The following is a 14,178-nucleotide window of genomic DNA, read 5'->3' on the forward strand; positions in this document are numbered from 1 at the left end:
TGACCGACCGGACAGGTGCCTATGGTGACCCGGATCACCCGACCGTTCGGAGCCGGGTGATGACCGATCTGGAGGAAAACGTGAAGCTCCTCAACAAGGGGCTTGCACTCGCGGTCGTGGGAGCAGGCATCGCCGTGCTGCCCACGCTCGGAACGCAAGCAACAGCGGCCCCCCAGGCCGAACCGTCGCTGCTCGCGCAGCTCCGCGACCAGGCCCAGGGCTCGGTCGCCATCAGCAGGGAAGCCGCCACCGGCAAGGCGGGCTTCGTCCGCACGAACGGCGACCTGCTGCCCGGCGAATCGGCTGACGACGCCTCGAGCGCCGGCGCCAAGGCCGATGCCTACCTCGACGAGTACGCCGCCGTCCTCGGCGCGCGCCCCGACGAGCTCGACAAGGTGCGCGTCGAGTCCGGACCGTTCGGGTGGACGGTCACCTACACCCAGTCCTACGAGGGCGTCCCGGTGTTCGGTTCGGGCATCAAGGCCAACCTGGACAAGCAGGGCGACCTCACGTCGGTCACCGGCTACGCCGCCCCCGGCCTGTCGCTGAGCACGACTCCGCGCCACAGCGCGGCCCAGGCCGAGGACACGGCCGTCGCGATCGTCGCTGAGGCGCCGCCGACCGGCGAGGCCGACCAGGAGGCCGACACCGCGGGCCTGCGCGCCGAGGGTGCGAAGCTGGTCGTCTACCGCAAGGGCTCGGTCAAGGGCGAGCCCGGCGAGGCCGTGCTGGCCTGGCAGGTCGACGTCACCAACGTCACCGAGGACAGCGGGACCATCCACGACGTGCTGTTCCTCGACGCGACCAGCCTCAAGCCGGTCAACCGCTACTCCCGCATCCACGAGGCGCGTGACCGTCGGCTCTACACCGTCACCGACGACGGTGGCACACCCGACGACGTCAGCGACGACACGCTGGCCCCGGTGTGGCGTGAGGGCCAGCCGCTGCCCGGCTCGCTCGACCAGGACCAGCTCAACATGGTTGCCTCGGCCGGCGAGATCTACAACCTCTACAAGAACATGTTCGGCCGTGACTCCTACGACGGCGAGGGTGGGCCCATGATCATGGTCCACAACCGCGCCGACCGGTGCCCCAACGCGTCGTGGAACGGGCAGTACACCAGCTTCTGCCCCGGCGTCTACGACGACGACACGGTGGGCCACGAGTGGAGCCACGCCTACACCGAGTACACCTCGGGCCTGATCTACCAGTGGCAGTCCGGTGCGCTCAACGAGTCGATGTCCGACGTGTTCGGCGAGACCCAGGACATCCTCAACGGTCGTGAGGACGAGGGCGAGGGCGACCTGAACGTGCGTCGCACCGACGGCCTGTGCTCGCGCTACACCCGCGGCCAGATCGGGGCGACGATCACCGCCCCGGCGCAGGTGGCCGGCGAGTGCGAGTGGGCGGTGCCCTTCCAGCACGGCCCCGTCTTCGACAAGGCAGGCGTCACCGCCGAGGTGGTTGCCGGCACCGACGCAGTCGAGGTCGAGGACGATGAGCCCGTCGGCACGGCGACCGACGGCTGCTCGGAGCTGACCAATCCCGAGGCCGTCGCCGGCAAGTGGGTCTACGTCGACCGCGGTTACTGCATCCTCAACGACAAGGTGCAGCACGCCGTCGACGCCGGGGCGACCGGCATCGTCGTGGGCAACGTCACCAACGGCGCACCGGCCGCTGCGGGAGGCGACTTCCCGATTTACGGCCTCATGGTCGACGCCGCAGCCGCCCAGCGGATCAAGTCGGTGGGCGCGGTGACGATGACCGTGCGTGACATCGACGAAGCGGCCAAGGACGACAACTCGCGCTGGGTGCTCAGCGAGAAGTCCTCGGCCTTCGGCGGCGCCATCCGCGACATGTGGACGCCCACCTGCTACGGCGACCCGGGCAAGGTCTCGGACGCCGAGTACAAGTGCAGCACTGATGACGCCGGCGGAGTGCACAGCAACTCCGGCGTGCCCAACCACGCCTACGCACTCGCCGTGGACGGCGGCACGTACAACGGCCAGACGATGACCGGCATGGGGCTGGACAAGGCCTCCAACATCTGGTGGCGCACGCAGTCGGCCTACCTCACGCCGACCTCGGACTTCACCGACCTGGCCGACGGCCTCGAGGCCTCGTGCGTCGACCTGACCGGCAAGCCGATCAACGCGGTCAGCCTCGCCGACAACGACGTCCGCCCGGCAGCGCCCGTGACCGCGGCCGACTGCGCCGAGCTGGCGAAGGTCATCGCCGCCACCGAGCTGCGCTCCGAGCCCGTGCAGTGCGAGTTCCAGCCGCTCCTCGACCCGCGGGCACCGTCGCTGTGCGGCGAGGGCTCCGCCAGCGAGGTCGCCTGGAGCGAGGACTTCGAGGACGGGCTCGCAGGCTGGACGCCGAGCAGCGAGGTCGTCTACGAGGGCGGGCTCTCCGCGCCGTGGACGTCCGCGACAGCGGACGGTCGCCCCGGCAAGGTGGCCTTCGGGCCGGCTCCCCCCCAGGGCCAGTGCTCCGGCACCGCCGGAGACTTCTCCAGCCGGGACTCCATCGCCAGCCCGGTCATCGAGGTCGGCGACATGCTGAGCCCCAAGGTGGCCTTCGACCACTCGGTCTCGACCGAGCTGGACTACGACGGCGGCAACCTCAAGGTCAGCATCAACGGCGGCGCGTTCAAGACGGTCCCGGCGGAGGCGTACCTGTACAACGCGCCGACCGAGCTCGCGACCGCAACCGCGGGCAACACCAACCCGATGGCCGGCGAGGACGCCTTCACCGGCTCCGACGGCGGCACGCTCGAGTCGGGCTGGGGCACCTCGGTCGTGGACCTCACGGCCATGGGCCTGGAGTCCGGGGACACCTTGCAGCTCCGCTTCGACATCGGTCGCGACGGCTGCGGCGGCGTCATCGGCTGGTCGGTCGACAACGTCAAGCTGGTCGACTGCAAGCTGCCGACCAAGCTGACCGCGGTCCGCAGGCCCGACCCGTCGACGTACGGCACCGCCTCCGCGGTCGACGTCACGGTGAGCCGCGACGGCAGCACCGGCTCCGCGCCCACCGGCACGGTCAAGGTCACCGACGCCTCGGGCAAGGTGTGGGGCAGCGGCGAGCTGGACGCCGACGGCAAGACCACTGTGGCCCTTCCGGCAGACCTGCCGGTGGGTACCCACAAGCTGACCGCGACCTACTCGGGCAGCCGTACGCAGGGCCGGTCGTCGGCGACGTTCACGGCCACGGTGCTGGCTGCGGGCGCGGCCGACTCCCGGACCAGGGCCAAGGTCAAGCCCGCTCGTCCCGAGCGCGGCGAGGACTTCAAGGTCGTCGTCAAGGTCAAGGCCGAGGGCGAGAAGGCCACCGGCAAGGTGGTCGTCAGGATCGACGGCAAGAAGGTCGCGACCAAGAAGGTGAAGAAGGGTCGCGTCGTGCTCACGGTCCGCAAGGACTACTCCGTCGGCAAGCACAAGCTGGTCGCCGTCTACAAGGGCTCCAAGACGGTGGACAGCAGCAGGGACAAGCTGACGTTCCGGGTCGTGCGCTGATCCCGGGCACCGGCTGAGCAGCAACACCGAGGGCCCCGGCGGATCCGTCCGCCGGGGCCCTCGCGCGACTCAGGCGGTCGCCTCCCGCGGTGTGCGCAACGGCAGGGTGAACCGGAAGGTGCTCCCCCGCCCCAGCTCGGAGGTCACCGAGAGCGAGCCGCCGTGGGACTCCGCGATGCGCTGGGCGATCGGCAGCCCGAGGCCCGTGCCCGGGACCGAGAGGGCGTTGGGGTTGGTGGAGCGGTGGAACGCCGAGAACACGTGCCCCTGGTCGGCTGCCGAGATGCCGAGCCCGGTGTCGGTCACGTCGACGCTGACCTCGTCACCGGTCAGCGCCATCGACACCGTGACCGAGCCGTCCTCCGGGGTGTACTTCACGGCGTTGTCCACCATGTTGTCGATGACGCGGGCCAGCTCCTCGGGGTCGCCGAACACCACGACCGGCTCGGAACCGCAGTCCTCGAACCTCAGCCGGACGCCGGACTGCTTGGCCCGGATGCTCAGCAGGTCGACGCTGGCCTCGCACAGCTCGGCCAGGTCCACCGCCCGGCGCACCGTCTCGCGCCGACCCTGGATGCGGGAGTAGTGCAGGAGGTTGGCGACCAGGTTCCCCAGCCGCTGGGCGTTGCGGATGATCGCGTCGACCGAGCTCAGGTCGGGATGCCGGTCGGCGATCAGCTCGGCGTGGCCCAGGATCGCCGTCAGCGGCGTCTTGAGCTCGTGCGAGATGGTCGCGATGAGCTCGCTGCGGTAGCGCGCGAGCTCGCGCAGCTCCTGCACCAGGCGCTGCTCGGTCTCGAGCACGCGCGACGCCCGGACGGTCTGGCCGAGCAGCCGCCCCACCTCGAGGACGGCGTCGGCCTCGGCCGGCGTGGTGGCACGCACCTGGCGTGCGAAGCACAGGACGAGGTAGCCCACGAGGTCGTCCTGGGAGAGGAGGGGGCACACGATCACCCGGTCGGCCCGCAGCTCACGCATCAGCTGCTGCAGCCGCGCGGCACTGTGGGGCAGCCGAGCCGAGCCGGGGTCGTCGACGCCGAGCTCGATGAGGCCCGAGACGCCCTCCAGCGCCACCAGCTCCTCGCGCAGCTCCGGCAGGTCGTGCTCAGGGACGTACGCCAGTGGCGCGCCGACCGCGACCTGGCTGCCCTGCGCGTCGCTGGGGAAGGTCCGCACCCACGCCTGCACGGTGCCCAGCGAGTCGGCGACGGCACGCACCGCGGTCTCGAGTGCCTCCGGGAGGCTGTGCCGGGTCCCGGCGCCCGCGACGGTCGTGAGCATCCGGTCGAGCCGGGCGCGGTCGGTGAGCCGGTCGCGCTCGCGAGCGTTGGACAGCGCCACGCCGGCCTGCACGGCGAACATCTCGAGCAGCTCGCGATCGGCCTCGCCGGGCACGCGGCCGTCGGCGGGCAGGTCGACGGCCATGTTGCCGAGCAGCTCACCACCCGCGGAGTAGAGCGGCGCGTAGAGCGCGTGCTCGGGGTGCCAGGCGTCGGGATCGCGCGGAGCCTCGATCTCGGGGATCCACGCGGCCCGCAGCCGCTCCGGCGACATCCGGCCGGCCGGCACGAAGCGGAGGATGCCCCACTTGTCGGCCTCGCGGAACTCGTCGAGGATCTGGTCGGCCGGCGTGCGGCGGTGCAGGATCTGCGCGACCACGTCCGGCGGGCCGGCGACGTTGGTCATCACGAGCATGTCGCCCTCGAGACGGGCGATGGCCGCGACGCCGTAGCCCAGGACGTCGACGACGCCGTTGGCGATCTCCTCGAGGATCACCTCGGTGTCGGTGGAGGAGTTGACGCGCCGCATCAGCTCGGCCAGCCGGCTCAGCGCGCCGTGGTTGCGCGGCATCTCCACCTCCCAGCCGGACCCACCGATCGCACGGGTCCCTGCCGGGACTCTAGGGCCGTCAGGCCTCGATCACCACCGGGATGATCATCGGGCGGCGGCGGTGCGCACGATTGACCCAGCGGCCCACTACACGACGTACGGTCTGCTGCAGCTGGTGGGAGTCGGTGACCCCCTCCTGCACGGCCGCGGCGATCGCGTCGACGATGGGCTGGCGGATCTCGTCGAAGGTCGTCTCGTCCTCGGCGAAGCCGCGGGCGTGGATCTCGGGGCCGGAGACGACCTTGCCGGTCACCGAGTCGACGACCACGATCACCGACAGGAAGCCCTCCTCGCCCAGGATGCGGCGGTCCTTCATCGACGACTCGCTGATGTCGCCGATCGTGGAGCCGTCGACGAAGACGTAGCCGACCTCCACCTTGCCCACGACCGAGGCGACACCGTCCATGAGGTCGACGACCACGCCGTCCTCGGCGAGGACGACGTTCTCCACACCGGTCGCGCGGGCCAGGGCGGCGTTGGCGCGCATGTGCCGGATCTCGCCGTGGACGGGCATCACGTTGCGCGGCTTGACGATGTTGTAGCAGTAGAGGAGCTCGCCAGCGCTCGCGTGGCCGGAGACGTGCACGAGGGCGTTGCCCTTGTGCACGACGTTGGCGCCCCAGCGGGACAGGCCGTTGATCACCCGGAACACGGCGTTCTCGTTGCCCGGGATGAGCGAGCTGGCGAGGACGACGGTGTCGCCCTCCTCGATGTGCACGAAGTGGTGGTTGCGCTGGGCGATCCGGCTGAGCGCCGACAGCGGCTCGCCCTGCGAGCCGGTCGAGATCAGCACCTGCTTCTCCGGGGGCAGGTCGGCGAGCTCCTTGGCCTCCACCATGACCCCCGGCGGGACGGTGAGGTAGCCCAGCTCCTGGGCGATCGCCATGTTGCGCACCATCGAGCGCCCGACGTAGCCGACCTTGCGGCCGTGAGCCACTGCGGCGTCGAGCACCTGCTGGACGCGGTGCACGTGGGAGGCGAAGCAGGCGACGATGATGCGCTGCTCGCTCTTGGCGAACACCCGCTCGAGCACCGGGGAGATGTCCCGCTCCGAGGTCGTGAAGCCGGGCACCTCGGCGTTGGTGGAGTCGGTGAGGAACAGGTCGACGCCCTCGTCGCCGAGGCGGGCGAACTCGTTGAGGTCGGTGATGCGTCCGTCCAGCGGGAGCTGGTCCATCTTGAAGTCGCCGGTGTGCAGGACGACTCCCGCGCCGGTGCGGATCACGACGGCCAGGGCATCGGGGATCGAGTGGTTCACCGCGACGAACTCGAGCACGAAGGGCCCGAAGGTGATCGTCTGCCCCTCGGCGACCTCGTAGTGCACGGTCTCCTTGAGCCGGTGCTCGCGCAGCTTGGAGCCGAGGAGTGCGAGGGTCAGCTTGCTGCCCACCAGTGGGATGTCGCCGCGCTCGCGCAGGAGGTACGGCGTCGCGCCGATGTGGTCCTCGTGGCCGTGGGTCAGCACGAGGGCCTCGACGGCGTCGAGGCGGTCGCGGATCGGCTGGAAGTCGGGGAGGATCAGGTCGACGCCGGGGTGGTGGTCCTCGGGGAACAGCACGCCGCAGTCGACGAGCAGCAGCCGGCCGTCGTACTCGAACGCCGTCATGTTGCGACCCACCTCGCCGAGACCGCCGAGCGGGATGACTCGCAGGCCTCCGGCCGGGAGGGGGGCGGGCGCGCTCAGGTCGGGGTGGGGATGGCTCAAGGTTTCCTCGGTTCGTCTGGGGTGGTCTTCACAGGAGGCCGGCGGCGACCAGGCCGACGCGCAGCGCCGTGACCTCGTCGTCGTCCAGGGCGACCAGCGGGCCGCGGACGCGGCGGTTGTCGAGCACACCGAGCAGCTCCAAGGCTGCCTTGGCGGTGGTTGCTCCGTAGTTGGGGACGCCCATCACGGCGTCGAACGCGGGCTGCAGCGCGGTGTGGATCCGCAGTGCCTCGGCGTGGTCGCCGCGCGCCCAGGCGTCGATCATCGACGCCAGTTGGTCGCCGGCTGCGTGGGCGACCACGGAGACCAGGCCCACGCCGCCGTAGGCGAGGTAGCCGAGGGTGGCCACGTCGTCACCGGAGTAGACGGAGTAGCCCAGCTCGACCAGCTGTGCGGTGCGCGGCAGCAGCCCGCTGGCGTCCTTGACCGACACCACGTGCTCGTAGCGCCGCATGGCCTCGTAGGTCTCGAGCTCGATCAGGCTGGCGGTGCGACCCGGCACGTCGTAGAGCATCACCGGCAGCTCGGTCGCCTCGGCGACGCTGCTGAAGTGGTGGCGCAGGCCCACCTGGCCGGGCTTGTTGTAGTAGGGGCTGACCAGGAGCACGCCGTCGACGCCGATCTTCTCGGCCTGGCGGGCGAGCTCGACGGAGTGCGCGGTCGCGTTGGTGCCCACACCCGCGATGACCGTCGCGCGGTCGCCGACCGCGTCCTGCACCGCCCGGAGCAGCTCGCCGTCCTCGGCGACGGAGGTGGTCGGGCTCTCCCCCGTGGTGCCGCTGACCACGACGCCGTCGTTGCCGTGGTCGACCAGGTGAGCGGCGATCCTCGCCGTGCCGTCGAGGTCGACGCTGCCGTCCTCGTGGAAGGCGGTGGCCATCGCGGTGAGGAGGCGGCCGAACGGGACGTTGGAGCTCATGGTCGAAGGTTATCGCCCCCGTCCGGGCCTGCCGTCGCCGCCGACCCGCTGCGACTCCCCATACTGGCGCCATGGCGTACGACGAGGTGCTGGCGCAGCGGATCCACGACCTGCTCGACGGGGAGCCGGGACTCACCTCGCGCCGGATGTTCGGCGGCCTCGGCTTCATGCTCGACGGACAGATGGCACTCGCTGCCGGCAGCGCGGGGTCGCTCATGGTGCGCGCCGACCCCGCTCAGGCCGAGCAGTGGGTGGACGGCGTCGGCGTGCGGCCGATGGAGATGCGCGGTCGCCCGATGGCCGGCTGGCTGCTGGTCGCCTCGGAGGTCCTGGCCGACGACGACGCGCTGCGGGTCTGGGTCGAACGTGGTGTCGCCCACGTGCGCACCCTGCCCCCGAAGCAGGGCTGACGACCGCCTGGACCGAGCGGACCCGGGGCGCTAGCTAGCGCACGACGATGCGGAACTGCCGGCGGACCGAGGTGTCCTCGCCGGACAGGATGCCGGCGAACCTGCTGGCGGAGCGCCTGGCGACCTTGCCCGTGATCACGATGCGATCCTCGGCCACCCGCCACCTGAGGCCGGTCGGCAGGCGCCAGTCGACCCGCGCCTCGAGGACGGGGCCGGTGAAGCGGATGACGGCGTGGTACCGGACGCCGACCCGCGCCTTCGGCAGCCGCGTCGTGAGGAACTCGATCGGTTCGGCCGCAGGTGCCTGGTCGTCCGTGTCCGCAGCCGTGGTGGCGGTCGGTGCTCCGACGGTGGGGATGGCGATCGGCGTCGGCGTCGACATGGGCGGCGGAGGCGTGGGGGTGGGCGTCGGGGTGGGCGTCGGGGTGGGCGGCACCGGTTCGGTCGCCGTTGAGGTGGTGAGGGCGATCGTGTAGGCACCGATCGACCCGTAGTCGCTGTAGCGCCCCGCCTCGCGCGGGTCGCCGTGACCGACGCCGTCGACGACCGCGGTGAAGCCCGACGCCGTCGTGGGCAGGTCGGCCGTCCAGGTGGCGGCCATCGACTCGTCCGTGGCGATGTCGGCGACAGGGTCGACCGTGGCGACCTTGTGGCCCGCCGAGGTGTAGACGGTGAGCTGCGCGTCGATGTTCGACGCGCTCGCGGGGCCCGCCACGGTGAGCGTGGTGGGCCCGCTCGCCGTGAAGCCGAACGCGTCGACGTCGGTGCGCGAGGTGATGGTGCCCGCGATCGGGACACCTGCGGTGAGCCGGGTGGCCCGCGACCCCGCGTTGCCGTGGTCGTCGGCCAGGACGGGAGCGCTCCTGGCGATGATCGCGACGTCGTCCTCGGTGTTGTCGGCGTCCGCGTACTCACCGCTCGACCAGTGCGAGGCGCGTCGGTTGTAGGACGCACCCATGATCGGACCCCAGCCCTTGGCGCCCGGGGAGTAGGCCACCTGACCGCTGCCGTCGTGGCTGAGCCCCAGGGTGTGGCCGACCTCGTGGCTGATGACCTGGCCGACGTTGTAGCCGCCCGTGCCCGAGCCGTGGGTGAAGATCCAGGCGGGCTGGTGGTCGGTGGCGTTGGGCCGGCCGAAGACGCCGACGTAGGCGACGCCGCCGCAGTCGCAGTCGGACCCGACGGAGTTGGTGGGAGTGATGACGACGGGCATGCCGTACGTCGGATCGGCAGCGCTCGTGCGCGTCAGGGCCGAGGCGGCCGGCTGGCGGGTGGTCACGTTGACGTCGAAGGCGGCGAAGTCCTCGGCGACGACCTGCCAGGCGAGGTGGATCTGCGCGCGCTCGGTCGCAGTGAACGTCGCGAGGTCGGCGTCGATGGAGTAGGCCGGGGAGACGATCTGCGCGCCGTCGTCCCACTTCGTGCCGGAGTAGGTCGCCCCGTCGAAGTCGAGGTAGATGGTGCGGGGCGACGACGGCTTGGAGGACAGGTCGAAGACGTCGTCGGGCACCGGCCCGGAAGCGACGTCCGCGTCCTCCTGCAGGCGGGCGGGGAGCGCCTCGTCGACGACGAAGACCTGACCGCACGGGTCGAGCCACGAGGTCTCGTCCTCGGCGAGGTGCGCCAGCTCTTCGCGGTCCAGGTCGTTGTGCTGCTGCACCGCGGCAGCGCTGACCTCCTCGTCGAGGGCGGCGTCGAGGCGGACCGGGTCCGTCAGGCCGGTCGCGAGGCAGCCGAGGCCCGCTGCGGGCGTCGGACGCGCCTCCGCAGCGGCGGTGGAGACCAGCGCGGCGACGCCGACCGCAGCGACCAGGAGGGCGCGTACGACCAGCGCGGGGCGCGTTGACCGGACAGGCACGGCGGACGTCCTTGCGACTGGTTCGAGGGGTCCCGGAGCGGACCGGACCTATTGGTACCGACCGGTCGTCCACCTCACGGGAACATCCCGGTATCGCCGGGTCAGCCGTCGGTAAAGGCCGCCCGGAGCGCAGGCAGCACGTGGATCTCCAGCATCGGGGCCAGGTCGTCGGGGTGGTCGCGCAACGGCGTCCACCGGACCTCGGCGATCTCCCCGGAGGCCACCGGCTCGCCGTCGGACTCGACCCGGAACACCGTGGAGTGCAGCGTGTGACCGGGCTCGTTGGCGGCCGCGGAGAGGAACTCGCCCAGCAGCGTCGCGGACTCGACCCGCAGGCCGACCTCCTCGTACGTCTCACGCAGCGCCGCCTCGAGCGCCGACTCCCCCGGCTCGAGCTTGCCGCCGACGAGCATGAACCGCGTGGTGCCCTGCTTGCGGACGGTCAGCACGTGCCCGTCGCGCACCAGCGCCACGGCCGCGACGACGATGTGCCGGTCGCCCGGGTCGCCGCTCGGATCCATGCTCGGAGCCTGTCACGTCGCAGCGGACAGCACGCAGCCACCCTGACCGGGGCTTACCCGGCGGGTGGCTGCGTGGCGCTGCTCGCTGGTCCGTCAGCCGCCTCTCGGCGGGTGGCCGCTCGTAGCGGCTAGGGGTGAGGCCCGGGGGCTTGATGCGGAACCAGCTGTCCGTTGCAACGGACGCCGGGTCGCGATCATTCCCGGTCTCACCCTTTCCTCAAGCCTTCTCGCAGGCGATGCCGTCCTTGTCGCGGTCCAGGCTGGCGTTGGCGCGGATCGCGGTGTTGTAGAGGGCCGTGTTGCGGCGGAAGTTCGTGACCGGCGTGCCCGACGTCTTGTCACGTGCGTTGGCGCGGCCCACACCGTGCGGCAGCCGCTTGTTGACGACCGTGCAGTTCTGCCACTGCGCCGGTACGGCCGCCTCGGCCGGGATCGACAGCACCCAGGCAGGTGCGGCGATGGTCATGCAGGCGATGGCGCCCAGGATCTTCCTACGCATCGGACGTAGCCCCCTCTCGTCGAGGACGCCAGCATGCGTTGGGGCCAACCCTCCTGTCCTGGAAACGCAGCACTTCGCGCTCCGATCACCCCGCGGCGCACCTCAGCTGGTGGACCGGCGACAGGTCCGGTTCAGCCGAGCGCCCGGCGTACGGCGTCGAGCGCGTCGTCGTCGGAGAGCCCGAGCGAGCGAGCCGTGGCGACGTACGACGCGGCGGCCGCGCGCAGCGACCGCGTCACACCGCTGCCGGCCACGAAGGTCCCCGCACGACCTCGCGTCTCGACGATCCCGCGAGCCTCGAGCTCCTTGTAGGCGCGCGCGACGGTGTTGGCGGCGAGGTCGAGCGACGACGCCAGGGCGCGCACCGGCGGCAGCCGGTGTCCAGGCGCCAGCACGCCGCTCTCGACCTGCGCCTGGATCCCGTCGCGCACCTGCTCGAAGGGCGGCACGCCGGAGGAGGCGTCCAGGGGGATGTCCACCGAGAGGGTCACGCCGCGGCGCCCGCCCGCTCGAGCCAGACGAACTCGCAGCCCTCTGCCGCCTCGCGGCGCACCTCTACCCACTCGTCGACGGCGTACTCCGGGTAGTAGGCGTCGCCGGGCGGATCCAGGTCGACCTCGGTGAGCACCTGGTGGGTCGCGTACGGCAGCGCGAGCGCGTAGATCTCGCCGCCCCCGGCGACCATCACGTCGCCGGGCAGCTCGGCAGCCAGCGCAAAGGCGTCCTCGAGCGAGTGCGCGACCCGTACGTCGTCGAAGCCGGGGTCGAACGACTCCTCGCGCGTCACCACGACCGTGGCGCGGCCCGGGAGCGGGCGGCCGATCGAGTCCCAGGTGCGCCGCCCCATGACGAGGGTGTGCCCGAGGGTCTCCCGCTTGAAGTGGGCGAAGTCGTGGGGAAGGTGCCACGGGATCCGCCCGCCGTCGCCGATGACGCGGTTGCGGGCGTGGGCCGCGACCAGCACGACCCGCTGGTCGGGGCGCAGCGCGCTCATACGGCGATGGGCGCCTTGATGCCCGGATGCGGGTCGTAGCCCTCGACCGCGATGTCCTCGAGGTCGAAGGCGTCCAGCGAGGTGATCTCCGGGTTGAGCACCAGCCGCGGCAGCGGACGCGGCTCGCGCGAGAGCTGGAGACGGGCCTGGTCGACGTGGTTGAGGTAGAGGTGGGCGTCACCCATGGTGTGCACGAAGTCCCCCACCTCGAGACCGGTGACCTGCGCGACCATGTGGGTGAGCAAGGCGTAGGAGGCGATGTTGAACGGCACTCCGAGGAAGGTGTCGGCCGAGCGCTGGTAGAGCTGGCAGGACAACTTGCCGTCGGCGACGTAGAACTGGAACAGGGTGTGGCACGGCGGCAGGGCCATGTCGTCGACGTCGGCGACGTTCCAGGCCGAGACGATGTGACGGCGCGAGTCGGGATTGGTGCGGATGCCCTCGACGAGGCGGGCGATCTGGTCGACGTGCCGGCCGTCGGGCGTCGGCCACGAGCGCCACTGGTAGCCGTAGACCGGTCCGAGGTCGCCCTGGTCGTCGGCCCACTCGTCCCAGATCGTGATGCCGCGGTCCTGCAGCCACTTCACGTTGGTGTCGCCGCGCAGGAACCACAGCAGCTCGCCGAAGACCGAGCGGGTGTGCACCTTCTTGGTGGTGACCAGCGGGAAGCCCTCGGTGAGGTCGAAGCGCATCTGGTGGCCGAAGACGCTCAGCGTGCCGGTGCCGGTGCGGTCGGACTTCTCCACTCCCTCGTCGAGGATCCGCTGGAGCAGGTCGAGGTAGGCGCGCACGCGACGACTCTACGACCTCGGGACGCGTGCCTCGACCGACACGCAGCCGACGTCGAAGGCGAACCGGTCGCCGTCGCGCCACGGCGCGTCGAGCTTGTCGTACGCCGCCCGCAGGGACTCCTGCACCTCGGGCGACTGCGCCCGCCAGACGACGCCGAACGAGCCGATCGAGGTCAGGCCCGCCCAGAGGTCGTCGGGGGGCACGCGCCACCGCCACGCGTGCGTACCTGCTCGGGTGATCGCCAGTCCGGCCGCGGCGAGCAGGTCCGCCAGTCCGTCGACGGACCGGTCGAAGTCGCGGTCCTCGGGCAGTCTCGGCACCGGCGGCCGGGCGGCGCCGACGGCGTCGAGCAGCTGGTTCCACATGACGGTCTGCGGCGGCGGCGTGCTCGACCAGATGGTCGCCCGCACCACGCCGCCCGGCGCCGCCACCCGCGCCAGCTCGCGGGCCCCGGCACGCGGGTCGTCGACGTGGTTGAGCACGAAGGACGCCGTCACCGCGTCGAAGCCGTCGTCGGCGTGGGGCAGGTCCGGCAGGCCGGCCACCGCCACGTCCGCCCCGAGTCGCGAGGCGGCCAGCGCCGCCATCTCGGGGTCGGGATCGACGCCGACCGCGTCGTGCCCGCGTGCGCGTGCGGCAGACACCAGCTCCCCGGTGCCGCACCCCACGTCGAGCAGCCGCCCAGCGGTCGGCAGGCCGTCGAGCAGCGCCGGGACGGCGCCTGCGCAGAGCCCCGCGAAGCTCCTCGCGTACGTCTGCGCCACGCCCGTCCACAGTTCCTCGGCCACGGGGCGGGACCCTACCGACGGCCGAGCGTGCTCAGGCGGTGAGCGGCATGGGTCCGTAGACCCGACGGTCGTGCTCGAAGAGGGTCACGGCCGCGACCCCGTGCTCGGCGAGCTCGGGCCAGATCTCCCCGACCCACGACTCCGCGTCGCCCTGCGTGCCGAACCGCTGGTCGGCGTAGCCCGCGACCTCGAGCGCCTCGCCCGATGCGTCCTCGAGCCGCCACCACCAGGGACGCTCGGCGGCCGAGGGCTGCCGGAAGGTCGGCGGCTGTCCCGGCAGCACG

General features: G+C 71.6%; 13 protein-coding genes. 2 read left to right on the forward strand and 11 right to left on the reverse strand.

Going from position 1 to position 14,178, the window contains the following annotated elements; all coding sequences use genetic code 11:
* Positions 1-59: 59 nt before the first annotated feature.
* Positions 60-3,518 carry a M4 family metallopeptidase gene (locus J3P41_RS16280; protein ID WP_210651457.1) on the forward strand — a complete coding sequence of 1,153 codons (3,459 nt, stop codon included), beginning with the start codon at positions 60-62 and terminating at the stop codon, positions 3,516-3,518.
* Positions 3,519-3,587: 69 nt separating this feature from the next.
* Here J3P41_RS16280 and J3P41_RS16285 read toward each other — a convergent pair whose 3' ends face one another.
* From J3P41_RS16285 to dapA, 3 genes are read right to left on the reverse strand one after another with little or no spacing between them, the layout of a single operon-like run.
* Entirely contained in the window at positions 3,588-5,369 is a 1,782-nt protein-coding gene (locus J3P41_RS16285; RefSeq protein WP_210651459.1) for an ATP-binding protein, read from the reverse strand.
* 58 nt (positions 5,370-5,427) lie between these two features.
* On the reverse strand, positions 5,428-7,113 hold the full coding sequence (locus tag J3P41_RS16290) for a ribonuclease J (RefSeq protein WP_210651461.1): 1,686 nt from the start codon (positions 7,111-7,113) through the stop codon (positions 5,428-5,430).
* A 28-nt stretch (positions 7,114-7,141) separates the two neighbouring features.
* Positions 7,142-8,032 carry a 4-hydroxy-tetrahydrodipicolinate synthase gene (gene dapA / locus J3P41_RS16295; RefSeq protein WP_210651462.1) on the reverse strand — a complete coding sequence of 297 codons (891 nt, stop codon included), beginning with the start codon at positions 8,030-8,032 and terminating at the stop codon, positions 7,142-7,144.
* Between the two features lie 71 nt (positions 8,033-8,103).
* On the opposite strand from dapA, the gene J3P41_RS16300 reads away from it, so the two are divergent.
* Entirely contained in the window at positions 8,104-8,442 is a 339-nt protein-coding gene (locus tag J3P41_RS16300) for a TfoX/Sxy family protein (RefSeq protein WP_210651464.1), read from the forward strand.
* Between the two features lie 34 nt (positions 8,443-8,476).
* On the opposite strand, the gene J3P41_RS16305 is transcribed toward J3P41_RS16300, so the two are convergent.
* The 8 genes from J3P41_RS16305 to J3P41_RS16340 form a co-directional block, all read right to left on the reverse strand.
* Complete coding sequence (locus J3P41_RS16305; protein ID WP_210651474.1) at positions 8,477-10,300, reverse strand: M12 family metallo-peptidase; 1,824 nt, start codon at positions 10,298-10,300, stop codon at positions 8,477-8,479.
* Positions 10,301-10,401: 101 nt separating this feature from the next.
* Positions 10,402-10,821: an NUDIX domain-containing protein gene (locus J3P41_RS16310; RefSeq protein ID WP_210651476.1), complete on the reverse strand. Its 420-nt coding sequence runs from the start codon at positions 10,819-10,821 to the stop codon at positions 10,402-10,404.
* A 217-nt stretch (positions 10,822-11,038) separates the two neighbouring features.
* Positions 11,039-11,320, reverse strand: a complete 282-nt coding sequence (locus J3P41_RS16315) for an excalibur calcium-binding domain-containing protein (protein WP_210651478.1) — start codon at positions 11,318-11,320, stop codon at positions 11,039-11,041.
* Between the two features lie 131 nt (positions 11,321-11,451).
* Positions 11,452-11,799 carry a GntR family transcriptional regulator gene (locus J3P41_RS16320; protein WP_210651480.1) on the reverse strand — a complete coding sequence of 116 codons (348 nt, stop codon included), beginning with the start codon at positions 11,797-11,799 and terminating at the stop codon, positions 11,452-11,454.
* 8 nt (positions 11,800-11,807) lie between these two features.
* Positions 11,808-12,314, reverse strand: coding sequence for a dihydrofolate reductase (locus J3P41_RS16325; protein ID WP_210651483.1), 507 nt, complete (start codon positions 12,312-12,314; stop codon positions 11,808-11,810).
* On the reverse strand, positions 12,311-13,105 hold the full coding sequence (locus tag J3P41_RS16330) for a thymidylate synthase (protein ID WP_210651486.1): 795 nt from the start codon (positions 13,103-13,105) through the stop codon (positions 12,311-12,313). The genes J3P41_RS16325 and J3P41_RS16330 overlap by 4 nt, the downstream gene beginning before the upstream one ends.
* Positions 13,106-13,114: 9 nt before the next feature.
* Entirely contained in the window at positions 13,115-13,894 is a 780-nt protein-coding gene (locus J3P41_RS16335; protein WP_210651488.1) for a bifunctional 2-polyprenyl-6-hydroxyphenol methylase/3-demethylubiquinol 3-O-methyltransferase UbiG, read from the reverse strand.
* Positions 13,895-13,925: 31 nt separating this feature from the next.
* Positions 13,926-14,177, reverse strand: coding sequence for a hypothetical protein (locus J3P41_RS16340; RefSeq protein WP_307862038.1), 252 nt, complete (start codon positions 14,175-14,177; stop codon positions 13,926-13,928).
* Between the last annotated feature and the right edge of the window lies 1 nt (position 14,178).

Source organism: Nocardioides sp. SYSU D00065 (genome assembly GCF_017916425.1).
GTDB lineage: Bacteria > Actinomycetota > Actinomycetes > Propionibacteriales > Nocardioidaceae > Nocardioides.

Coding starts and splice junctions, on each gene's coding strand:
- J3P41_RS16280 (WP_210651457.1), top strand. CDS start 60: ATGACCGATCTGGAGGAAAACGTGAAGCTCCTCAACAAGGGGCTTGCA.
- J3P41_RS16285 (WP_210651459.1), bottom strand. CDS start 5,369: ATGCCGCGCAACCACGGCGCGCTGAGCCGGCTGGCCGAGCTGATGCGG.
- dapA (WP_210651462.1), bottom strand. CDS start 8,032: ATGAGCTCCAACGTCCCGTTCGGCCGCCTCCTCACCGCGATGGCCACC.
- J3P41_RS16300 (WP_210651464.1), top strand. CDS start 8,104: ATGGCGTACGACGAGGTGCTGGCGCAGCGGATCCACGACCTGCTCGAC.
- J3P41_RS16310 (WP_210651476.1), bottom strand. CDS start 10,821: ATGGATCCGAGCGGCGACCCGGGCGACCGGCACATCGTCGTCGCGGCC.
- J3P41_RS16315 (WP_210651478.1), bottom strand. CDS start 11,320: ATGCGTAGGAAGATCCTGGGCGCCATCGCCTGCATGACCATCGCCGCA.
- J3P41_RS16325 (WP_210651483.1), bottom strand. CDS start 12,314: ATGAGCGCGCTGCGCCCCGACCAGCGGGTCGTGCTGGTCGCGGCCCAC.